At 64.9% G+C, this 20,323-nt stretch carries 23 protein-coding genes; 6 read left to right on the plus strand and 17 right to left on the minus strand.

What is annotated here, in order from left to right:
* Positions 1-145: 145 nt before the first annotated feature.
* The gene (locus AC56LK_RS06835; protein ID WP_497183807.1) at positions 146-2,206 is read left to right on the plus strand and encodes a PAS domain-containing sensor histidine kinase; all 2,061 of its coding nucleotides are present in this window, start codon (positions 146-148) and stop codon (positions 2,204-2,206) included.
* A gap of 47 nt (positions 2,207-2,253) precedes the next feature.
* Here the strand turns inward: AC56LK_RS06835 and AC56LK_RS06840 are convergent, their stop codons facing one another.
* From AC56LK_RS06840 to AC56LK_RS06855, 4 genes are all read right to left on the minus strand, one after another.
* Positions 2,254-2,838 (minus strand): TerD family protein, encoded by a 585-nt coding sequence (locus AC56LK_RS06840; RefSeq protein ID WP_497183808.1) that lies wholly within the window; start codon positions 2,836-2,838, stop codon positions 2,254-2,256.
* A gap of 13 nt (positions 2,839-2,851) precedes the next feature.
* Complete coding sequence (locus tag AC56LK_RS06845) at positions 2,852-3,547, minus strand: TIGR00266 family protein (RefSeq protein WP_436107418.1); 696 nt, start codon at positions 3,545-3,547, stop codon at positions 2,852-2,854.
* A gap of 19 nt (positions 3,548-3,566) precedes the next feature.
* The gene (locus tag AC56LK_RS06850; RefSeq protein ID WP_497183809.1) at positions 3,567-4,142 is read right to left on the minus strand and encodes a TerD family protein; all 576 of its coding nucleotides are present in this window, start codon (positions 4,140-4,142) and stop codon (positions 3,567-3,569) included.
* A 96-nt stretch (positions 4,143-4,238) separates the two neighbouring features.
* Positions 4,239-5,285 carry a DUF475 domain-containing protein gene (locus tag AC56LK_RS06855; protein WP_497183810.1) on the minus strand — a complete coding sequence of 349 codons (1,047 nt, stop codon included), beginning with the start codon at positions 5,283-5,285 and terminating at the stop codon, positions 4,239-4,241.
* 145 nt (positions 5,286-5,430) lie between these two features.
* On the opposite strand from AC56LK_RS06855, the gene AC56LK_RS06860 reads away from it, so the two are divergent.
* The 4 genes from AC56LK_RS06860 to AC56LK_RS06875 all read left to right on the plus strand — a co-directional run bounded on the left by AC56LK_RS06860 (position 5,431) and on the right by AC56LK_RS06875 (position 10,232).
* Positions 5,431-6,339, plus strand: coding sequence for a LysR family transcriptional regulator (locus AC56LK_RS06860; protein WP_497183811.1), 909 nt, complete (start codon positions 5,431-5,433; stop codon positions 6,337-6,339).
* 47 nt (positions 6,340-6,386) lie between these two features.
* On the plus strand, positions 6,387-7,727 hold the full coding sequence (locus AC56LK_RS06865; RefSeq protein WP_497183812.1) for a hemolysin family protein: 1,341 nt from the start codon (positions 6,387-6,389) through the stop codon (positions 7,725-7,727).
* A 117-nt stretch (positions 7,728-7,844) separates the two neighbouring features.
* A complete protein-coding gene (locus AC56LK_RS06870; RefSeq protein ID WP_497183813.1) occupies positions 7,845-8,660 on the plus strand; it encodes an alpha/beta fold hydrolase in 816 nt (271 codons plus the stop codon).
* 3 nt (positions 8,661-8,663) lie between these two features.
* Positions 8,664-10,232 carry a hybrid sensor histidine kinase/response regulator gene (locus AC56LK_RS06875; protein WP_497183814.1) on the plus strand — a complete coding sequence of 523 codons (1,569 nt, stop codon included), beginning with the start codon at positions 8,664-8,666 and terminating at the stop codon, positions 10,230-10,232.
* A gap of 35 nt (positions 10,233-10,267) precedes the next feature.
* Here the strand turns inward: AC56LK_RS06875 and map are convergent, their stop codons facing one another.
* The 8 genes from map to AC56LK_RS06915 all read right to left on the minus strand — a co-directional run bounded on the left by map (position 10,268) and on the right by AC56LK_RS06915 (position 16,592).
* Complete coding sequence (gene map / locus AC56LK_RS06880) at positions 10,268-11,035, minus strand: type I methionyl aminopeptidase (protein ID WP_497183815.1); 768 nt, start codon at positions 11,033-11,035, stop codon at positions 10,268-10,270.
* On the minus strand, positions 11,032-11,274 hold the full coding sequence (locus tag AC56LK_RS06885) for a ParD-like family protein (RefSeq protein ID WP_497183953.1): 243 nt from the start codon (positions 11,272-11,274) through the stop codon (positions 11,032-11,034). Before AC56LK_RS06885 ends, map begins: the two co-directional genes overlap by 4 nt.
* A 172-nt stretch (positions 11,275-11,446) precedes the next feature.
* Positions 11,447-12,514 carry an AI-2E family transporter gene (locus tag AC56LK_RS06890; RefSeq protein WP_497183816.1) on the minus strand — a complete coding sequence of 356 codons (1,068 nt, stop codon included), beginning with the start codon at positions 12,512-12,514 and terminating at the stop codon, positions 11,447-11,449.
* Between the two features lie 57 nt (positions 12,515-12,571).
* On the minus strand, positions 12,572-13,162 hold the full coding sequence (locus AC56LK_RS06895) for an SCO family protein (protein WP_497183817.1): 591 nt from the start codon (positions 13,160-13,162) through the stop codon (positions 12,572-12,574).
* A 3-nt stretch (positions 13,163-13,165) separates the two neighbouring features.
* Positions 13,166-14,059, minus strand: a complete 894-nt coding sequence (cyoE, locus tag AC56LK_RS06900; protein WP_497183818.1) for a heme o synthase — start codon at positions 14,057-14,059, stop codon at positions 13,166-13,168.
* Between the two features lie 4 nt (positions 14,060-14,063).
* On the minus strand, positions 14,064-15,176 hold the full coding sequence (locus AC56LK_RS06905; protein WP_497183819.1) for a COX15/CtaA family protein: 1,113 nt from the start codon (positions 15,174-15,176) through the stop codon (positions 14,064-14,066).
* A gap of 38 nt (positions 15,177-15,214) precedes the next feature.
* Positions 15,215-15,826, minus strand: coding sequence for an SCO family protein (locus tag AC56LK_RS06910; RefSeq protein WP_497183820.1), 612 nt, complete (start codon positions 15,824-15,826; stop codon positions 15,215-15,217).
* Entirely contained in the window at positions 15,813-16,592 is a 780-nt protein-coding gene (locus AC56LK_RS06915; protein WP_497183821.1) for an SURF1 family protein, read from the minus strand. The genes AC56LK_RS06910 and AC56LK_RS06915 overlap by 14 nt, the downstream gene beginning before the upstream one ends.
* 33 nt (positions 16,593-16,625) lie before the next feature.
* Between AC56LK_RS06915 and AC56LK_RS06920 the strand changes: the two genes are divergently transcribed.
* Positions 16,626-16,826, plus strand: a complete 201-nt coding sequence (locus AC56LK_RS06920; protein ID WP_497175810.1) for a twin transmembrane helix small protein — start codon at positions 16,626-16,628, stop codon at positions 16,824-16,826.
* Positions 16,827-16,899: 73 nt separating this feature from the next.
* Here AC56LK_RS06920 and AC56LK_RS06925 read toward each other — a convergent pair whose 3' ends face one another.
* From AC56LK_RS06925 to ctaD, 5 genes are read right to left on the minus strand one after another with little or no spacing between them, the layout of a single operon-like run.
* Entirely contained in the window at positions 16,900-17,757 is an 858-nt protein-coding gene (locus tag AC56LK_RS06925; RefSeq protein ID WP_497183822.1) for a cytochrome c oxidase subunit 3, read from the minus strand.
* Positions 17,758-17,816: 59 nt separating this feature from the next.
* On the minus strand, positions 17,817-18,026 hold the full coding sequence (locus AC56LK_RS06930; protein ID WP_497183823.1) for a DUF2970 domain-containing protein: 210 nt from the start codon (positions 18,024-18,026) through the stop codon (positions 17,817-17,819).
* Positions 18,027-18,611, minus strand: coding sequence for a cytochrome c oxidase assembly protein (locus AC56LK_RS06935; protein ID WP_497183824.1), 585 nt, complete (start codon positions 18,609-18,611; stop codon positions 18,027-18,029).
* 1 nt (position 18,612) lies between these two features.
* A complete protein-coding gene (locus AC56LK_RS06940) occupies positions 18,613-18,723 on the minus strand; it encodes a cytochrome oxidase small assembly protein (RefSeq protein ID WP_497183825.1) in 111 nt (36 codons plus the stop codon).
* Between the two features lie 2 nt (positions 18,724-18,725).
* Positions 18,726-20,321: a cytochrome c oxidase subunit I gene (gene ctaD / locus AC56LK_RS06945; RefSeq protein ID WP_497183826.1), complete on the minus strand. Its 1,596-nt coding sequence runs from the start codon at positions 20,319-20,321 to the stop codon at positions 18,726-18,728.
* Between the last annotated feature and the right edge of the window lie 2 nt (positions 20,322-20,323).

Genomic DNA, 20,323 nt, shown 5'->3' on the forward strand with positions numbered 1-20,323 from the left:
TAGACATCTCCACCTCTCTTGTCAACCAGGAAAACGTGAATATGCGAATCGAATAGTTCGTGTGGGACAGAATCTATGACATCATTGCAAGTTTGGCGCAGTAGCCGCCTTCCGCTTTCCACCAACACGACAAGAACATCGACCCATGCTGCCCAATGCAGAAACAGCCGAACTGCAGGCCAACCCCGAGCTCCGCTTCCGCGAACTGTTCGAGCAGGCGCCGGTCAGCATCCAGATCCTGAACCCGGACGGCTATACGCTGCGGGTGAACAAGGCATGGGAAGCGCTGTGGCACATCCGTGAGGGCAGCGCGCTGTACCGCTACGTGCTGAGCGAGGAATACAACGTGGTGCGCGACCCCCAGCTGATCGAGGCTGGCATCGCGCCCTACCTGGCGCGCGCCCTGGCCGGCGAGGCTGTCGCGGTGCCGGCCATGTGCTACGACACCGCCGCACTCGGACAGCCCGGCCGGGCGCGCTGGGTCACCTCGCGCGCCCACCCCATCAAGGACGCCCAGGGCAGGACCATCGAAGTCATCCTGATGCACGAGGACATCACCGAACGCGTCGAGAGCGAGACCGCGCTGCGCGAACGCGAGGAACGTTTCCGGACCCTGGCCATGGCCACCTCGCAGATCGTCTGGACCAGTACGGCGGACGGGCAGATCCTCGAGGATTCACCCTCATGGCGCGCCTTTACGGGCCAGAGCTACGAGGAATGGCGCGGCTACGGCTGGCTCGACGCGGTCCATCCGGACGACCGCGAGCGGGCACGCGCCGCCTGGCTTGCGAGTGTTGCCGCCCGCTCCCTGTACGAGACCGACTACCGCCTGCGCCGCGCGGACGGGGTTTACCGCTGGACCGCGGTCAAGGGCATTCCCCTGCTCGCCGGCGACGGGTCGGTACGCGAATGGGTCGGCGCCAACCGCGACATCCACGAGACCGTGATGGCGCAGGAAGGCCTGAGCGCACGCCTTGGCCGCGAGCAGCGCCAGTCGGCCCTGCTGGCGAAAGTGGCGAGCGCCTCGCGCACCCTGCATACGGTGCTGTCGGTGCCCGACATCGCCGACGTGCTGGTGCAGGAAGTGCGCGCGATCCTGGATGTCCACCAGGCGGTCGTGTCGCTGAACGAGGGCGACAACTTGGCGCAGGCCATCAATGCGGTCTCGCTTTCCGAGAAGTATGCGGCCTGGAGCAACTACGACGCCAGGACCGACGGCAGCGGCATCTATGCCGAGGTGTGCCGCACCAATACGCCGATGCGCCTCACCCAGGCCGAACTGGAAGCGCATCCGGCCTGGAAAGGCTTCGGACAGCAGGCCGGCAAGCACCCGGCCATGCGCGGCTGGCTGGCGGTGCCGCTGGTCGATCGCAAGGGAAAGAACATCGGCCTGATCCAGGTCTCGGACAAGGTCGAAGGCGACTTCACCGAGCAGGACGAAGCGATCCTGGTGCAGCTGGCCTCGATCGCGGCCAACGGCTTCGAGAACGCCCGGCTGTACGGCTCGCTGCGCGAACAGGACCGCCGCAAGGACGAGTTCCTGGCCATGCTCGCGCACGAATTGCGCAACCCGCTCGCGCCGATCGCTTCCGCGGCCGATCTCCTGAAGATCGCCACCAGCCCCGAGCGCATCCGCGCGTCAAGCGAGGTGATCGGCCGCCAGGTGCGGCACATGACCTCGCTGGTGAACGACCTGCTCGACGTGTCGCGCGTGACGCGCGGCTTGATCAAGCTGGACCGGACACTGGTCGGCATCGAGCCGGTCCTGGCCAGCGCGGTGGAGCAATCGCGCCCCCTGCTCGCCTCGCGCGGGCACGAGCTGGCAGTCGAGCTTGCGCCGGACCTGGCCGCGGCCCAGGTCCACGGCGACGCCACCCGCCTGGTCCAGGTCATCGCCAACCTGCTCAACAATGCCGCCAAGTACACGCCGAGCCGCGGCGCGATCGCCTTGCGCGCCACGCGCGACGGCGCGCGCGTGCGCCTGTGCGTGAGCGATAACGGCATCGGCATCGAGGCCGGCCTGCTGCCCCAGGTGTTCGACCTGTTCACCCAGGCCGAGCGCACCCCCGACCGCTCGCAGGGCGGCCTGGGCATCGGGCTGGCGCTGGTGCGGACCATGGTCGCGCTGCACGGCGGCGAAGTGCATGCGCACAGCGACGGGCCGGGCAAGGGGGCCACCTTTACCGTCTGGCTGCCGCTGGCGTAAAGAAAAGAGCCGGGCAAGCCCGGCTCTTCTCCCACATCAAGCGATGATCACAGGTGCGGCGTGATCAGCGGCATCAGGTCGTCGAAGGTACGGCCCGAGCCGTTTTCGCCGATCGCATGCATCTTCCACTCGTTGTTGTGGCGGTACAGCTTGGCCATGATCTGGGCCGTGTGCGAGCCCTGCACCGACAGGTTGAAGCGCGCCACTTCCTGGTTGTTGCCCGCGTTGATCAGGCGGCAGTAGGCGTTTTCCACGGTCGAGAAATTCTGGCCGGTGAAGCTGTTCACGGTGAACACCAGCGACTTCACGCTGGCGGGCACGCGCGACAGGTCGACCGAGATCTGCTCGTCGTCGCCGTCGCCGGCGCCGGTGCGGTTGTCGCCGGTATGGACGACGCTGCCGTCCTTGCTCTTGAGCTGGCGGAACCAGACCGTATCGACCGGGCGGTTCGACTCATCGAACATCACGACCGAGGCGTCGAGGTCGACCGCCTGGCCCTGGCCGCCGCCGAAGCCGAAGAAGCCCTTCGACTTGGCCACGTCCCAGCCCAGGCCCATGGTGACGCGCGACAGAGCGCCGCCGCCTTCTTTTTCGAGCGAGATCTTCTGGCCTTTTTGCAGATTGACTGACATTGTGTTTTCTCCTTTAGCGCGCCGGCTGCTGCATCCAGGCTTTGAATGCATTCCGGTTGCGTGAACATACGTAAACCTTCCCTTTGCCCGAGAAGCGTAATACCATGCCCTCGCCGCTGGTCTGGCTGTTGATCAGGTTGCCCAGGAAGCCGCCGCTGGTGCCGGTCGTGATCGAGATCTCGTAGCGCAGGGTGCTGTCCCAGCACACCACGTGCGCATTGTCGATGATCGCATCCTTGCCCGGTTCCACGTCCAGCACCGACATCGATCCGAAGCCCGACACCACCACCTGGCCGCTGCCGGTCGTCTCGGTGACGAAGAAGCCGCCGCTCTGCGCGAACAGGGCGTTGCCGATGTTCTGGGTCCGCACCTTGAGGTCCACGCCGGAGGTGGCGGCAACAAAAGCGCCGTCGCTGATGATGTACTGGTTCGGACCGCAGTCGACCGTCTGCATCGCGCCCGGCAGGGTTGGCGACAGCAGGCAGTCGCCATCGCCGCGGGTCGCTTCGATGTGCTGCTGGAAGAAGGACTCGCCGTTGGCGAAGGTGCGCATCAGCGCGCTGCCGAGGCCCCCCTTCATCTTGCCCTTCAGGTCGAGCGTCGATTCCATCATCACCATCGCATCCGATTCGCAATAGATGGTTTCGCCGCGCCGCATCGAAACGTGCAGGAAGGGATCGACGTCCCCGGTCACGGTAAATACTGGCATGTGACTACCTTTCGGCTGTTTAAACGTTGACGCCGTAGTTCTTGGCGAGGGGGCCGAGGCCGCCGTTGAAGCCCTGGCCCATGGCGCGGAACTTCCAGTCGGCGCCGTTACGATACACCTCGCCGAAGATCATCGCCGCTTCGGTGGAGCTGTCTTCCGACAGGTCGTAGCGGGCGATCTCGCTGTTGTTGGCGGCGTTGATGCAGCGGATGAAGGCCTTGCCGACCATGCCGAAGTTCTGGCGGCGGGTCTCGGCGTCGTGGATGGTCACGGCCAGCACCACCTTGTCGACGTCGGCCGGCACCTTGGACAGGTCGATCGACACGGTTTCGTCGTCGCCCTCGCCTGCGCCGGTGGTGTTGTCGCCCGAGTGGACCACCGAGCCGTCGGCCGACTTGAGGTTGTTGTAGAAGATGAAGTCGCTATCCGAACGCACCTTGCCCGACGAATTCAGCAGGAACACCGCGCCGTCGAGGTCGAACGCCGCGCCGTCGGTGGCGCGGGTGTCCCAACCGAGGCCGACCTTCAGATTGGTCAGGCCAGGAGCTTCTTTCGACAGGTTGACGTTGCCGCCTTTTTGCAGACTGATTGCCATGATTGTGACTCTCCTAAAAATTACTGCTTGAACACCGGGGTATAAGCACAGCGAGCTGGTGTTCTGCCACTCGCCGTGCGATTCGTTACGTGCCGCTTACGCCGGCAATGCCGCGTGTTGTTTCTTGTGCTGGATCGAGCTCCACAGCGAAGCCAGGATGAAGGCCACGCCCACGCCGCCGGTGATCAGCTCGGGCACGTGCATGTGGATGCTCACCAGCATGATCACGGCCAGGATACCGATCGCGTAGTGCGCGCCGTGCTCCAGGTAGACGTATTCGTCGAGCGTACCCTGGCGCACCAGGTAGACCGTCATCGAACGCACGAACATCGCACCGATCGCCAGGCCCAGCATGATGATCACGACGTCGCTGGTGATCGCGAAGGCGCCGATCACGCCGTCGAAGCTGAACGATGCATCCAGCACTTCAAGGTACAGGAAGCCGCCGATACCGCCCTTTTTGACCATGTCGCCGACGTTGCTGTTCTCATCCGACTCGCTCTTTTCGAGCAGGCCCGAAATCATGTCGACACCGATATACACGATGATGCCCCACAGGCCCGCCATCAGCACGACCATCTTCTGCGCTTCCGCAACCCAGCCCATCGCGACCAGCAGCGCGCCCAGGGACACCAGCACCGAGATCGAGGACACCTTGCCGAGCGAGCCGAGCTTGCGCTCGATGTTGCCGAGCCAGTGGATTTCCTTCTCGTCATCCAGCAGGAAGTTCAGGAAGACCAGCAGCAGGAACATGCCGCCGAAGGCCGCCACTTCCGCGTGGTGGTTGGTCAGGTGGGACGAGAAGGCTTTCGGATCGCTCAGCGCCAGGTTCCACACCTCGGTGATGCCGAGGTCGGCCGCGACGGCGACGATCACCAGCGGGAACACCAGGCGCATGCCGAACACGGCGATGATCATGCCCAGGCCCAGGAACAGCTTCAGCCAGAATTCATTCCAGCCCTTCAGCACCGAGGCGTTCACCACGGCGTTGTCGAAGGACAGCGAGACTTCCATCACGGACAGGATGGCCGCCACGCCGACTGCCGTCACCGCGCCGGAGATGCCGGCATGATCGTATCCCCACCAGCCGGCCAGCGCCAGGCAGATGGCGGTCACGACGAATGACCAGGTAAAGTGCTTCATGTTGATGTTTCCCCTTGTTGTTGAGTTGTGTCGTTAATAATGCGTTGAGTTGTGGTTTTGTTCAATCGACAGACGCAGTATGGGGGCTGGTGCTCTATTGAAAAAGCGAAGATAATCGAAGAATTACTTCGCAAAAACAGAAGAGATGAACCACAGCCCCCCGAATTATCGCCATTTGTATTATTTTTGGGTCGTCGCCAAGGAAGGCAGCATCACGCGCGCCGCCGAGCGCCTGGGCCTGGCCATCCAGACCGTCAGCACCCAGCTGGCGCAGCTCGAGCTGTCCATGGGCAAGGCCCTGTTCACCCAGCAGGGCCGGCGCCTGACCCTGACCGAGGCCGGACGGCTCGCGCTATCCTACGCCGATCAAATTTTCCTGCTGGGCGAACAGATGCAGGAAGCGCTGGCCGAGGCCGACAGCTCGCGCACCCGCCTGACGGTCGGCATATCCGATTCGCTGCCCAAGCTGACCGCCTACCGGCTGCTGGAGATCGCCACCCGGCTGCCGCGCCCGGTGCGCCTGGTGTGCTACGAAGGCGAATTCGACGAGCTGCTGGCCGACCTCGCCCTGCACAAGCTCGACGTGGTGCTGACCGACCGCGCGGTGCGTTCCGGCACGACGCTGCGCGTGTTCAGCCACCTGCTGAGCGACAGCGAAACCATCGTGGCCGGCGCCCCGGCATTGTTCAAGGACTGGGGCGGCGATTTCCCGCGCTCGCTGAACGGCGCGCCCTTCTTGCTGCCGACCCGCAATAATGCCTTGCGCGGCAAGATCGACGAATGGTTCGAACTGAGCGGGGTGCGTCCGGACGTGGTCGGCGAGTTCGAGGACAACGCCCTGCTCACCACCTTCGCCCGGCGTGGCCTGGGCCTGTTCTTCGCCCCGGCCGCGCTGGCCCATGACATCGAGGAGCAGTTCAATGCGCTGCTGGTCGGACGCGTACCCCAGGTGCGCGAGCATTTCTATGCCGTCTCGAACGAACGCAAGATCAAGCACCCGGCCGTGGAAGCCATCCTGTCGGCAGTGGACAAGGGGATCCTCTCGGGTAGGTAACGGTACAATGGTGTCGGCTATTGCCTTTTTTTAACTACTTACTCTCAATGGAAAACCTTTTATTCGTCGTTCTCGCCCTGTTCCTGGTGGCGCTGAACGGCTTCTACGTGGCGGCTGAATTCAGCATCGTCACGTTGCGCAAGACCCGCGTCCACGCCATCGCCAAGACCACCGGCCTGCGTGGCCGCATCCTCGGCAAGGTCCACAACAAGCTCGACGCCTACCTCTCCGCCTGCCAGCTCGGCATCACCCTGGCTTCGCTTGGCCTCGGCTGGGTCGGCGAGCCGGCCTTCGCGAGCCTGCTCGAACCGCTGTTCGCGGCGCTGGGCGTCACCTCGCCCGAACTGATCCACGGCGTCTCCTTCGTGGTCGCGTTCTCGGTCATCTCCTTCCTGCACATCGTGGTGGGCGAACTGGCGCCGAAGACGCTCGCGATCCGCCTGCCCGAAGACGTGGCGCTGTGGTGCGCGATCCCGCTGTACGCCTTCTACTGGGCGATGTACCCGGCGATCGCCCTGCTCAACGCCAGCGCCAACATGGTGCTGCGCATCGCCGGCCTGGCAGGCAGCGGCGGCCACGAGACCCACTATTCCACCGACGAGCTGAAGATGATCCTGCGCACCAGCACGCCGGGCGAGAAATTCACCACCGCCGAGCGCAACATCCTGGCGCAGTCGCTCGATTTCAGCCAGCTCGCCGTGTCCGACCTGATGCGGCCGATCAACGAGGTCAGCGCCCTGTACGCCAGCCGCACGCTCGAGGAAAACATGGAGACGGTGCGCCGCAACCGTTTCTCGCGCTACCCCTACTTCGATGAAGAAGGCGAGGAAGTGCTGGGCGTGATCCACCTGAAGGACCTGTTCTTCGCCCAGCAGGCCGGCCGCGCCATCACCGACCTGACCCAGCACCTGCGTCCCGTCGAGACGATCTCGGCGCGCACCCCGGCGCAGGACATCTTCCGGCGCTTCCGCAGCGGCGCGCCGCACTTCGCCCTGATCGGCGAAAAGGGCAAGCGCCCGGTCGGCTTCATCACCCTCGACAACCTGCTGGGCGCGATGGTGGGCGAGATCCGCGACGAGTTCCGGATGAACGAGAACGACTGGATGTCCCAGCCCGACGGCACCTATATCGGCAAGGCCAGCCTGCCGATCTTCTCGCTCGAACGCCTGCTCGGGATCGACATCGACAACGAAGAAATGGGCCTGGACGACGTCGAATCGGTCGGCGGCCTGCTGATGGCCAAGCTGGGCGACATCCCCAAGCAGGGCCAGCGCATCGGCTTCCCGCATTTCGACGTGGTGGTCAAGAAGATGAACGGGCCGCGCATCCTGCTGGTGAAGGTCTATCCGAAGGGTGAACGGGGGGATGGCGACGATGATCACGATTGAAAAGGTTTCCATTTTTACATCGGTTTGACCATTAATAAGTTGTTGCGCCTGCAATATTTTTGACGCATACTGGTGATTGACGGGATTCCCCGGCGGTAGCAACCACGAGGAGCGATGATGTCCCTGCAAGTCCGCAACAACGTGCGCATCTCGGGCCGGGGCGGGGCCACCATGGTGTTTTCCCATGGCTTCGGCTGCGACCAGACCATGTGGCGCTTCCTGGCGCCCGCCTTCGAGGACCGCTTCCGCGTCCTGACCCACGACCTGGTCGGCAGCGGGCGCTCCGACCTGAGCGCCTACGACCGCGGGCGCTACGCCAGCCTGCACGGTTACGCCGACGACCTGCTGGAGATCATCGACGCCTACGCGACCGGCCCGGTGATCTTCGTGGGCCACTCGGTGAGCGCGATGATCGGCATGCTCGCCACCATCAAGGCGCCCGAGCGCTTCGTGGCGCAGGTGATGGTGGCGCCTTCGGCCTGCTATATCAATGACCTGAGCAATCACCCCGGCTACGTCGGCGGCTTCGAGCGCGGCGACATCGACGAACTGCTCGAGACGATGGAAGCGAACTACCTCGGCTGGTCGAGCAGCCTGGCGCCCGCCATCATGGGCGCGCCCGGGCGCCCCACCCTGCGCGACGAGCTCACCGACAGCTTCTGCCGCAACGATCCCGACATCGCCAAGCATTTCGCGCGCGTCACCTTCCTGTCCGACCACCGCGCCGACCTGCCGCAGTCGACCACGCCGGCCCTGATCCTGCAGTGCAGCGACGACCTGATCGCCCCGCGCAGCGCCGGCGACTACCTGGTGCGCCACCTGCCCCGCTCCGAACTCCATGTGATCGACAACATCGGGCACTGCCCGCACATGAGCGCCCCCACCGCCAGCTCGCGCGCGATCGACGCGTTCCTGGCCGCGACCCTGGACTGAACCATGGCCGGCGCCCTGAGCAACGCCGATACGCTGTACGACGACGCCCCCTGCGGCCTGCTGCTGGCCGATGCCGACGGCCTGCTGCTGCGCGCCAACGCCACTGCCTGCAGCTGGCTCGGCTTCGTGCTGCCCGAACTGGCCGGTATCGTGCGCATCCAGGACCTGATGACCGTCGGCGCACGCCTGTTCCATCACACTCACTGTGTGCCGGTGCTGCAGGTGCGCGGCTCGGTGGCGGAACTGCAGATCGACCTGCGCCACCGCGACGGCACGCGCCTGCCGATGCTGGTCAACATCGTGCGCCGCCATGACGGCGACAAGAGCTTCGACCAGTGGGCCCTGTTCATGGCCACCGAGCGCCAGTCCTATGAACGCGAACTGCGCAACGCGCGCAAGGCCGCCGAGGAAGCGCTCGAAGCGCGCCGCGGCGCCGAACTGCAGCTGCAGGCCGTGAACGCCGCGCTGTCGGCGGCCGACCGGCGCAAGGACGAGTTCCTGGCCACGCTGTCGCACGAGCTGCGCAATCCGCTGGCGCCGCTGCGCAGCGCGCTCGAGGTGATGCGGCATACCGGACTGGCCGAAGGCCCCAACGCGCGCCTGCTGTCGGTGTTCGACCGCCAGCTGCACCACCTGACCCACCTGGTCGACGACCTGATGGAAGTCTCGCGCATCACCCAGGACAAGATGGAGCTGCGGCGCGAGACCGTGGACCTGGCCGCGCTGGCGCGCGCCGCCGTGTGCGACACCACGGGCCTGATGGAGCAGGCGCGCCACCGTCTCGAGGTGACGCTGCCGCCGCATGCGGTCACGGTCGACGCCGACCCCACGCGCATCAACCAGGTGGTCGTCAACCTGCTCACCAACGCGGCCAAGTACACGCCGGACGGCGGGCGCATCGCGCTCTCGTTGACGGTCGACGACGGCACGGCGCAGCTGGCGGTGCGCGACAACGGCATCGGCCTGCCCCGGCATGCGCTGGCGACGGTATTCGACATGTTCTCGCAGCTGGAGCCGGCGCTGGAGCGCTCGCGCGGCGGCCTCGGGATCGGGCTGTCGCTAGTGCGCGGCATCGTGGAACTGCATGGCGGGAGCATCGCCGCCGACAGCGAAGGCGAAGGCATGGGCAGCTGCTTCACGGTGCGCCTGCCGCTGGCCCGGGCCGTCGTGGCGCCCGAGCCGACGCCCGCGCCCGCGCCCGCGCCGGCCCGCATCCTGGTGGTGGACGACAACGCTGACGCCGCCGAGATGCTGCTGATGGCGCTGGAACTGTTCGGCTGCGAAGTACGTGCGGCGCACAGCGCCAGCGCCGCGCTGGCGATGGCCCAGGAGTTCGCGCCGGAAGTCGCCCTGCTCGACATCGGCCTGCCCGACCTGAACGGCTACGAGCTGGCGCGCCGCCTGCGCGCGACGGTCGCCGGCCAGAACATGCGCCTGATCGCCGCCACCGGTTGGGGCCAGGAAAAGGACCGCCAGCGCGCCCTCGATGCCGGCTTCGACCACCATCTCACCAAGCCGATCGACTTCGAACGGCTGCGCAGCGCCCTGGCGGGCCCAGGCCCTGACCGCTAAGGCGCTGCTGCCATGGGGCGCCCGGCCCTGGACGCTTAGTCCGGCGCCTTCTCGCCGGGACGCAGGGTTAGCACCCGCACGCCCTGCCGCGTGACGGCGACGGTGTGCTCGAACTGCGCCGACAGCTGGCCGTCGCAGGTAACGACCGTCCAGCCATCGTCTTCGGTGCGCACGGCATTGCGCCCCTGGTTGAGCATCGGCTCGATGGTGAAGGTCATCCCTTCCCGCAGCACCAGCCCGGTCCGCGGCCGGCCCCAGTGCAGCACCTGGGGCGGCTCGTGCATCTCGCGTCCGATCCCGTGCCCGCAGTATTCCTGGACCACCGAATAGCCGTGCTTGCGCGCATGGCGCTCGATCGCATGGCCGACGTCGCCCAGGCGGGCGCCCGGACGCACGGCCCTGATCCCCTTCCACATCGCTTCGTAGGTCGCCTGCACCAGCCGCCTGGCGGGGGCAGCGACCGTACCGACGAGATAGGTCTTGCTGGAGTCGGCGATGTAGCCGTTCTTTTCGAGCGTGATGTCGAGATTGACGATGTCGCCGTCCTGCAGGATCTCGGCCTCGGACGGCACGCCGTGGCAGACCACGCTGTTGCGGGACGCGTTCAGCGCGTAGGCATAGCCGTACTGCCCCTTGCTGGCCGGGCGCGCCCCGAGCGCGTCGACGATGAAGCGGTCGACCAGGTCGTTGACCTGCATGGTCGACATGCCGATCAGGCTCAGGCTGTCCAGGTGGGCGAACACGCCGGCCAGCAGCTTGCCCGATTCGGCCATCAGCGCGATTTCCTCCGGCCGCTTGATCATGCGGCCGATACCTTTACCGCCGCGGGCACGCCACCCGCCGCCCTGACCGCATCGGGCGCGACGCCTGCGGCCTTGAACTCGCGCGCGACGATCTCGTTGAAACTCAGCGTCGGGTTCATTTCGCACAGCATGCCGATCTTGATCCAATACGCCGCCTGGGCGTTGATCGAGCGGCAGGACACGCTGCTCGCCTTGCGGATCTGGTCATGTACCTCGTCGTCGATGTTTACGATGCCCACCATATTCTCCATATACGTTTCGTATATGGATTATATACGCAGAGCGAGTTATGTAAGCAAGTCTTTAAATGATGTGCTCCGTTGGCAACCGATTCGCCCCCCATACGAACAGCGCTGCGGCGCCGCCCGGCAACTACTGGCGCTGCCTTCGGGTAGCGCCCTTTTCAGCGCCTTATGAAACCTGGTCCTGGCGAACGACACGATCCGGCGTGCCCGTCCATTCGGTCATCAGGGAATAACCGACCGCCAGCAAGGTCGGTCCGATGAACATGCCGACGAAGCCGAAGGCGATCACGCCGCCCAGCACGCCCAGCAGGGTCAGCAGGAAAGGCAGGCTGCTGCCGCGGCTGATCAGCATCGGGCGCACGATGTTGTCGACGCCGCTGATCAGGAACGTGCCCCAGATCACCATGAAGATCGCCCAGCCGCTCTCGTGCTGCAGGAACAGCCAGAAGGCCGCGCCGCCCCAGATGATGGGCGGGCCGACCGGGATCAGGGACGAGATGAAGATCAGCACCGACAGCAGCGGCACCGCCGGCACGCCCGCGATGGTGAAGCCGATCGCCGCCACCAGGGCCTGCGCCAGCGCGGTGCCGAGCAGGCCGTACATGACGCCGCGCACCGTCTGGCTCACCGTGTTCGAGACCGATTCGGCGCCCTCGCCCATCACCCGGCGCATCGTCACCGCGACCACGTCGAGCAGGGCCTTGCCGTCGCGGTAAAAGAAGAAGCTGACGAAGGCAGCCAGGCTGAGCTGGACGACGCCGGTGCCGAGCATCAGGCCGCCCGCGATCAGGTAGCGCCGCGCCGGCTCGAGCATGCGCTGGGCCAGCGCGATCATCTGCTCGCGGCTGGCCACCAGCTGGCGCAGGTAGGTATCGATCGTTTCGCCCACCAGCGGCAGCTCGCGCACCCAGGCCGGCGGCATCAGCTCGCGGTGCTCGATGGCGGTGCGCAGTTCGGTGAAGCCCCTGGCGACGTCGTCGACCAGATTGTAGGCGACCATGGCCAGCGGGATGATGACGAGCAGCGTGAGCGACAGGGTCATGGTCAGCGCCGCCAGGGTGCGGTGACCGCGCATGGCGTGCTGCAGGCGCAGGTAGAGCGGCCAGGAGGAAATCACGACGCAGGCCGCGAACAGGATCGCGGCCAGGAAAGGCCTGAGGACGTAGAGACATCCCAGCGTCAGCAGGACGACAATGGCGATGCGGGTGTAGTTCCTGCCTTGGCGTTGTTCCATGCCGTCCCTGTCGAGTGGTCTTTACACCATCATAACAGCACAGCGATGAAGAGAAGCTTAGAGCAACTGGCGCAGGTCGGCCGCGATCGGTCCCGGCCCGGCATTGTGGCGTACGAACAGGCGCAGCTTGCCTTCACGGTCGAACACGTAGCTGCCGGCCGTATGGTCGACGGTGTAGTTCTTCGGGTCGTCGCCGGATGGCGTCTTGGCGTAGAACACCTTGAATTCCTTGGCCGTGCGCGCGGTGGCTTCCTTGTCGCCGTACAGGCCGATAAAGCTCGGGTGGAAGGCCGGCACGTAGGCGGCCAGCAGTTCCCGGGTATCGCGCTCCGGGTCGAGGGTGACGAACAGCACCTGCACGTCCTTGGCCGACGGGCCGAGTTCCTTCAGCACGGCGGCCATCTCGGCCATCGTGGTGGGGCACACGTCCGGGCACTGGGTATAGCCGAAGAACAGTACCACCAGCTTGCCCTTGAAGTCCTGCAGCGTGCGCGGCTTGCCGGTATGGTCGGTCAGCGAGAAGCCCTTGGCGTAATCGAGACCGGTCACGTCGGTGTTGTTGAAGGCCGGCGTTTTGGTCGAGAGCTTGTCACAGCCGGCGGCCAGCACCGCCGCGGTCAGCATCAGCGCAGTCAGCAGTTTTTTCATGGCTCAGAACTTGAAGTAATGGTCGACCAGCAGTGCGGCAAACAGCAGCGACAGGTAGATGATCGACCAGGTGAAGGCATTGCGGGCGGCCATGTCGCTGTAGTGCTTGTGCACGCGCCACGAGTGGTGCAGGAACATCCCATTGAGCACGACGGCCGCCGCCAGGTAGATCAGGCCGCTCATGCCGACGGCGAAAGGCAGCAAGGTGGTCGCAGCCAGTGCGATGGTGTAGAGCCACACCTGCAGGCCGGTGTATTGCATGCCGTGGGTGATCGGCAGCATCGGCAGGCCGGAGCGGGCGTAGTCCTCGCGGCGGTACATGGCCAGCACCCAGAAGTGCGGCGGGGTCCAGACGAAGATGATGAGCACCAGCAGCCAGGCTTCCATCGGCACGTCGTTGGCAACCGCCGCCCAGCCCAGGGCCGGCGGCATGGCGCCCGACAGGCCGCCGATGACGATGTTCTGCGGCGTGGCCGGCTTGAGCAGCATGGTGTAGATGAAGGCGTAACCGACGAAGGTGACGAAGGTCAGCCACATGGTGAGCGGATTGACGAAGGCGTACAGGACATACATGCCGAGGCCGCCGATGACCGCCGAGAAGATGATCGTCTGGGTGCTGGTGAGCTCGCCCATCGCGGTGGCGCGGCGCGCCGTGCGCGCCATGCGCGCGTCGATCTCGGCCTCCACCAGGCAGTTCACCGCGAAGGCGGCGCCAGCCAGCAGCCAGATGCCGGCGGTGCCGGCGACCAGCACTTGCCAGCCCGGGAAACCGTCGGTGGCAAGGAACATCCCGATCACCGCGCAGAACACGGCCAGCTGCGTAACCCGTGGTTTGGTCAGGGCCCAGTACTGGGCAACGCGGCTCGGGGGTTTGTGGAGGGCTGTCTGGGTCGTCATCAATTCATGCTGCGCGGTTCACTTCAAGTTGCTGCTTCACCCGGTAGTTTAACATGGTCACCAGCAGGACCATCAGGGCCGCCCCCGCGTTATGCATTACGGCAATGGCAAGCGGGAAGTCGAGGTAGATGGTGGCGATGCCAGTCAGCAGCTGTACAAACAGCAGGAGGGCCAGCCGGCGCGCGTGCTTCGCCAGGTAAGGATGGCGCCATGCGCGCCATGCCAGCAGGCCGAGCACGGCGACGACAACGATGGCGAAGTTGCGGTGCACCCAGTGGATCGCCACCAGCGCCGGGAACGGCAGGTAGTGGCCGGCCGCGGTCTTGCCCAGTTCGCGCCACAGGTGGAAGCCGTGCTCGAAGTCCATCTCCGGCACCACCCGGCCGTCGCACAGCGGGAATTCATCGCAGGCCAGGGTGGCGTAGTTGGTGCTCACCCAGCCGCCCAGCGCGATCTGCAGCGTCACGACCACGGCTGCCAGGATGGCCAGCGTGCGGATGCCGCGCAGTGCGGCACCCTCGCCTGCCGGGCCGGGAGGATGCATCAGGAAGTCCTCGCGCCCGCCGAGCCAGGCCAGCAGCGCCAGCAGTCCCATGCCGAGCAGCAGGTGGATCGTCACGATCGCCGGCTGCAGCTTGAGGGTGACGGTCCAGGCCCCGAAGGCACCCTGGATGCAGACGAACACGAACAGCGCCAGCGGGATGCCCGGTTTGAAGGCCTGTACCCTGGTCTTGCGCCATTGCACGGTGGCGGTGATGAGCAGGGCCATGATGATCACACCGATGCCCATCGCCAGGTAACGGTGGATCATCTCGATCCAGGCCTTGGCCACGGTGACCGGCCCGGTCGGCATCGCCGCCTCGGCCGCCGCGATCTGTTCGTGCGCGAGGAAGGGGTTGGCCATGCCGTAGCAGCCCGGCCAGTCCGGGCAGCCGAGGCCGGAGTCGGTCAGGCGCGTGAAGGCGCCGAACACGATCAGGTCGAAGGTCAGGAATACGGCGACCCAGACCAGCTTGCGGAACTTGTTGGCGTCTGAGGACATCCATACCATCGACAGCGGCAGGAGGGCCACCAGCAGGCCCATCAGGGCCAGTTGTAACAGAGATGAAGCTTGCATGTTGTAGATGTCTGGCCGATGCGGCCTTGAATTGAGCGTCAGCCGACTGCCGACGCCTTGAGCAGCTTGGCGATGTCCTTGTACACCTTGCGCGGATCCGGGTCGGCCGGGAAGCGCATCATCAGGTTGCCGAGCGGGTCGATCAGGTAGATGTGGTCGGCTGGCTGCGTCCCCTTCTCGGCCGGCAGCCATTGCGACACCACTTCTTTCGGCGCGCGCAGCAGGTGCATGCCGTCGTACTGGCGAATCGTCATCGTGTCGAGCGGCTGGGCATCAAGGACGAGCCAGACGCGTTCGACGCGGTTCATGTTCTTGCCCTGCATCAGGCGCCATTGGCGCATCGCGAACAGCTGCTTCTGGCAGGCTTCCGCGCATTCGCCGCCGCCGACCTTCAGCATGATCCATTTGCCCTTGTACTGTTCCAGCGTTTCCGGACGGCCGTCGAGCGTGGTGCTGGCCATGGCCGGGATCGGGCGCTCGCGCGGGTCGATCAGGGTGCCGTAGTTGGTGCGGCCGGTCGGCTTGATGACGTAATAGGTCAGGTAGGACAGGATCATCGGCGCCGCGCAGACCAGCAGCACGGCGAACAGTTTCCAGCGCCCGCGGTTGCGCTTCTGCTCGCTCGCCTTGGGGGACTCACTTACCTGCATCACTTGTTTCTGCTTCAGGTTTTCTTGCATCACGTTGTCTTGATCCACTGCGGAATCCTGTTATCACAAAGAAGAGGACGGCCATGGCCGCCAGCGCATACCACTGGAAGGCGTAGCCGCGGTGCTTGTCGATGCCGCTCGAGGGCGAGGGCCAGACGCGCAACAGGGCGTCGCCCGGCTGGTCCGGCCCGGTCTGCTGCACGAAGAAGGTATGCAACAGCATGCCGGTGGGGCCGGCCGCCAAAGCCGGGTCGATGTTCTGGACGATGGCTCCCGGAGCCAGTGGCGTGGCCTCGCCCAGGTTCATGACCTGCCCGGCGGAGCCCACGACGACGCCCTCGATGGTGACGGTGCCCGTGGGCGTGTCGAAAGCCGGCAGCTTGCCGTATTCCGCTTCGCGCGGCAACCAGCCGCGCATCACCAGCACATGCATGGTCGAGTCCGCGATTTTAAACGGCATCACGAGGTAGTAGCCAGGCCGTCCGGCCATTGGACGGTTGGCGAGAAACAAGGGCCAGCCGGCGACGAACTCCCCGGTAACGCGCACGCGGCGGTATTCGAGCGGGTCGGCGAGGGGTGGGGTGGCGCTGGCGATGGCGACGCGCAGCGCCACCGGAGCCTGGCTGGCACGGGCGGCAAGCTTCTCCTGCACGGCCAGCTTCTGCGCAGCCCTGCCCTGCTGCCAGTTACCCAAGGCAATACCCAGCAAGGCGATGAGAAACGTGGCGATGAAGGGAATGAGACGAAAATGGAAGGGGAAGCGCATTACAATGATGCCTCAACCTTGATCAGGCCGACCATGAAACTGTTCGTTGCGATTGCCTTCATCCTAATCCTTGCCAGCCTCGCGTCGGCCCTTTTCTTCCTGATGCGCGACAAAGGGCAGAGCAACCGGACGGTGCATGCGCTGGCGATGCGGGTCGGCCTGTCCATCACGCTCTTCCTCTGCCTGCTCGGCGCCTACAAGATGGGGTGGATTGCCCCGACCGGTATTCGCTGACCTGAGCATCCACTGGATAAAAGTAGCGTGGGCGGCAAAGCCGCCCACGCTACGTGTTACTTCGACGCTCAGCTTACAGCCAGTACACCACGACGTACAGCCCCAGCCACACGACGTCGACGAAGTGCCAGTACCAGGCCGCGCCTTCGAAGCCGAAGTGGTTGTCCGCCGTGAAGTGGCCCTTGAGCACACGGTACAGGATCACCGACAGCATGATCGCGCCCATGGTCACGTGGAAGCCGTGGAAGCCGGTCAGCATGAAGAAGGTCGAGCCGTAGATGCCCGAGGTCAGCTTCAGGTTCAGTTCCGAATAGGCGTGCATGTACTCGTACACCTGGAAGCCCATGAAGATCGCGCCCAGCAGGATGGTGGCGAACAGCCAGAACGCGGTCTTGGAACGGTGGCCGGCGCGCAGCGCGTGGTGCGAGATGGTCAGGGTCACGCCCGACAGCAGCAGCAGCGCGGTGTTGATGGTCGGGATCGGGAACGGGCCCATGGTCTGGAACTGGTCGACCACGCCTGCCGGACCGGTGTTGCCCCAGGTCGGCGCATAGTCCGGCCAGATGAACTTGTGGTCGAGATCGGACAGCCAGGGCATGGTGACCGCACGGGCGTAGAACAGCGCGCCGAAGAAGGCGCCGAAGAACATGACTTCCGAGAAGATAAACCAGCTCATCGACCAGCGGTAGGACGTGTCGATGCGCTTGTTGTACATGCCCGACTCGGATTCCTGGATAGCGTCGCCGAACCAGAAGTACAGCACCACCAGCGTGGAGGCAATGCCGGCCAGGCACACTGCCGGGCCCCAGGGGGCGCTGTTGACCCAGCCGGAGGCGCCGATCATGGTCACCAGCAGTGAAATGCCGGCGAACATCGGCCAGCGGGACGGGCCCGGCACGAAATAATAGGGCACGGTGTGTGGCGAACTCATTTTCATCTCCTCATCTGACTCTTAGAATTTTCGGGTGATTCTTATGTCGCTAAAACCTGTTACTGCGCTACCGCGAACCGCACTGCCAGCATGATCAGGCCGATGAAGATCGCCGCCCCGATCAGCCCCGCGATGATCACGTGGATGGGGTTCAGGTTGGCGGCGTCCCGTTCATAGTCGCGACGCTTGCGCACGCCGAAGAAAGACCAGAACACCGCCTTCATCGTGGCCAGGAAGCTGGCCTTCCGCTCGTGCGGCTTGTCTTCCATTTACTTCACCGCGCCGGCCGCCGACGCCGTCCTGATCGCACCGCCGATCTCGAAGAAGGTGTACGAGAGCGTGATGTTCTTCACGTCGCGCGGGAGCGCCGGGTCGATGAAGAAGACCACCGGCATCTGGCGCGCTTCGTTGGCCTGCAGCGTCTGCTCCTGGAAGCAGAAGCATTCGACTTTCTTGAAGTGCGGCGTGACGCTATGGGGCGCATAGCTCGGGATCGCCTGCGCCTTGACCGCCCTGCCCTGCGTATTGACCACCTCATAGGTGACGGTGGCCAGCTCGCCCGGATGCACTTCGATGCTGCGCTGGGTCGGGCGGAAGCGCCACGGCCCCTGCGCATTGCCGTCCAGCTCGACGACGATGGTGCGCGTCTTGTCGACCTGGGTATTGACGGGCGCCTCGACGAACTCGCCCTTCTGCGTCAGCACGTTAATGCCGAGTACTTCGCAGATCTGGCGGTACATCGGCACCAGCGCGTAACCGAAACCGAACATCATCACCGCCACCACCACCAGTTTTCCCAGGGTGGAGCGGTTCAGGCGCCGAATTTGGCTGACGCGGCTGCTCAGCGGGTTCATCTCAGCCCAGCAGCGTGAATTTCGCGAAGACGCTCGCGAAGAAGAACAGCGCGATCCCGCCCAGCACCAGGGCGGTCTTCAGGTTGCTCTTCTTTTGCTCTTGCGTGGCCATGATTACTTCACCAGCGGCGGGGTTTCGAAGGTGTGGAACGGCGCCGGGCTCGGCACGGTCCACTCCAGGCCTTCCGCGCCTTCCCATGGCTTGGCTTCCGCCTTCTTGCCGCCGCGGATGGTCGGCAGCACGACGGCGAACAGGAAGTAGGCCTGCGACAGACCGAAGCCGAAGGCGCCGATCGACACGATCATGTTGAAGTCGGTGAACTGGGTGGCGTAGTCCGCATAGCGGCGCGGCATGCCGGCCAGGCCCAGGAAGTGCATCGGGAAGAAGGTCACGTTAAAGGTGATCAGCGACAGCCAGAAGTGCATCTTGCCGCGGCCTTCCGGATACATGTGGCCGGTCCACTTCGGCGCCCAGTAGTAGAAGCCGGCGAACAGCGCGAACAGCGAACCCGCCACCAGCACGTAGTGGAAGTGCGCCACCACGTAATAGGTGTCGTGGACGATGATGTCGATCGGGGTCACCGCCAGGATCAGGCCGGTGAAGCCGCCCATGGTGAATACGAAGATGAAGCCGACCGCGAACAGCATCGGGGTCTCGAAGGTCATCGAGCCCTTCCACATGGTGGCGACCCAGTTGAACACCTTCACGCCGGTCGGCACGGAGATGAGCATGGTGGCGTACATGAAGAACAGCTGCGAGGTCACCGGCATGCCGGTGGTGAACATGTGGTGGGCCCAGACGATGAAGGACAGGATCGCGATCGACGCGGTCGCGTACACCATCGAGGCGTAGCCGAACAGCGGCTTGCGGGCAAAGGCCGGGATGATCTGCGAGACGATGCCGAAGGCCGGCAGGATCATGATGTAGACCTCGGGGTGGCCGAAGAACCAGAAGATGTGCTGGTACATCACCGGGTCACCGCCGCCGGCCGCGTTGAAGAACGAGGTGCCGAAGTGGCGGTCGGTCAGGGTCATGGTGATCGCGCCTGCCAGCACCGGCATCACGGCGATCAGCAGGAAGGCGGTGATCAGCCAGGTCCAGCAGAACATCGGCATCTTCATCAGGGTCATGCCGGGCGCGCGCATGTTCAGGATGGTGACGATGATGTTGATCGAACCCATGATCGACGAGGCGCCCATGATGTGCATCGCGAAGATCGCCATGTCCATGCCCGGGCCCATCTGGGTCGACAGCGGTGCGTAGAGGGTCCAGCCGGCGGCGGTGGCGCCGCCCGGCGAGAAGAACGAACCCGCGAGCAGGATCGCCGCCGGCGGCAGCAGCCAGAACGAGAAGTTGTTCATGCGCGCGAAGGCCATGTCGGACGCGCCCACCTGCAGCGGGATCATCCAGTTGGCGAAGCCCACGAAGGCCGGCATGATCGCGCCGAACACCATCACCAGGCCGTGCATGGTGGTCAGCTGGTTGAAGAACTCCGGACGGAAGAACTGCAGGCCCGGCTGGTACAGCTCGGTGCGGATCATCAGTGCCAGCACGCCGCCCGAGAGCAGCATGATGAAGGAGAACCACAGGTACAGGGTGCCGATGTCCTTGTGGTTGGTGGCGAACAGCCAGCGGCGGAAGCCGTGCGGATGGTCGTGCGCGTGGTCGTGGCCGTGATCGTGTGCGTGATCGATAGTGCTGGTAGTCATGT

This window comes from Telluria sp. ZB4P36, from assembly GCF_059685865.1.

Bases quoted from the DNA above. Each gene is read 5' to 3' on its own strand.
- AC56LK_RS06920 (WP_497175810.1), top strand. From the start codon at position 16,626: ATGAAACTGTTCGTTGCGATTGCCTTCATCCTAATCCTTGCCAGCCTC.
- AC56LK_RS06905 (WP_497183819.1), bottom strand. From the start codon at position 15,176: ATGCAAGCTTCATCTCTGTTACAACTGGCCCTGATGGGCCTGCTGGTG.
- AC56LK_RS06855 (WP_497183810.1), bottom strand. From the start codon at position 5,285: ATGAAGCACTTTACCTGGTCATTCGTCGTGACCGCCATCTGCCTGGCG.
- AC56LK_RS06890 (WP_497183816.1), bottom strand. From the start codon at position 12,514: ATGGAACAACGCCAAGGCAGGAACTACACCCGCATCGCCATTGTCGTC.
- ctaD (WP_497183826.1), bottom strand. From the start codon at position 20,321: ATGACTACCAGCACTATCGATCACGCACACGATCACGGCCACGACCAC.
- AC56LK_RS06940 (WP_497183825.1), bottom strand. From the start codon at position 18,723: ATGGCCACGCAAGAGCAAAAGAAGAGCAACCTGAAGACCGCCCTGGTG.
- AC56LK_RS06915 (WP_497183821.1), bottom strand. From the start codon at position 16,592: ATGCGCTTCCCCTTCCATTTTCGTCTCATTCCCTTCATCGCCACGTTT.
- AC56LK_RS06875 (WP_497183814.1), top strand. From the start codon at position 8,664: ATGGCCGGCGCCCTGAGCAACGCCGATACGCTGTACGACGACGCCCCC.
- AC56LK_RS06935 (WP_497183824.1), bottom strand. From the start codon at position 18,611: ATGAACCCGCTGAGCAGCCGCGTCAGCCAAATTCGGCGCCTGAACCGC.
- cyoE (WP_497183818.1), bottom strand. From the start codon at position 14,059: ATGACGACCCAGACAGCCCTCCACAAACCCCCGAGCCGCGTTGCCCAG.
- AC56LK_RS06895 (WP_497183817.1), bottom strand. From the start codon at position 13,162: ATGAAAAAACTGCTGACTGCGCTGATGCTGACCGCGGCGGTGCTGGCC.
- AC56LK_RS06850 (WP_497183809.1), bottom strand. From the start codon at position 4,142: ATGGCAATCAGTCTGCAAAAAGGCGGCAACGTCAACCTGTCGAAAGAA.
- AC56LK_RS06870 (WP_497183813.1), top strand. From the start codon at position 7,845: ATGTCCCTGCAAGTCCGCAACAACGTGCGCATCTCGGGCCGGGGCGGG.
- AC56LK_RS06910 (WP_497183820.1), bottom strand. From the start codon at position 15,826: ATGCAGGTAAGTGAGTCCCCCAAGGCGAGCGAGCAGAAGCGCAACCGC.
- AC56LK_RS06860 (WP_497183811.1), top strand. From the start codon at position 5,431: ATGAACCACAGCCCCCCGAATTATCGCCATTTGTATTATTTTTGGGTC.
- AC56LK_RS06925 (WP_497183822.1), bottom strand. From the start codon at position 17,757: ATGAGTTCGCCACACACCGTGCCCTATTATTTCGTGCCGGGCCCGTCC.
- AC56LK_RS06930 (WP_497183823.1), bottom strand. From the start codon at position 18,026: ATGGAAGACAAGCCGCACGAGCGGAAGGCCAGCTTCCTGGCCACGATG.
- AC56LK_RS06840 (WP_497183808.1), bottom strand. From the start codon at position 2,838: ATGTCAGTCAATCTGCAAAAAGGCCAGAAGATCTCGCTCGAAAAAGAA.
- map (WP_497183815.1), bottom strand. From the start codon at position 11,035: ATGATCAAGCGGCCGGAGGAAATCGCGCTGATGGCCGAATCGGGCAAG.
- AC56LK_RS06865 (WP_497183812.1), top strand. From the start codon at position 6,387: ATGGAAAACCTTTTATTCGTCGTTCTCGCCCTGTTCCTGGTGGCGCTG.
- AC56LK_RS06845 (WP_436107418.1), bottom strand. From the start codon at position 3,547: ATGCCAGTATTTACCGTGACCGGGGACGTCGATCCCTTCCTGCACGTT.
- AC56LK_RS06835 (WP_497183807.1), top strand. From the start codon at position 146: ATGCTGCCCAATGCAGAAACAGCCGAACTGCAGGCCAACCCCGAGCTC.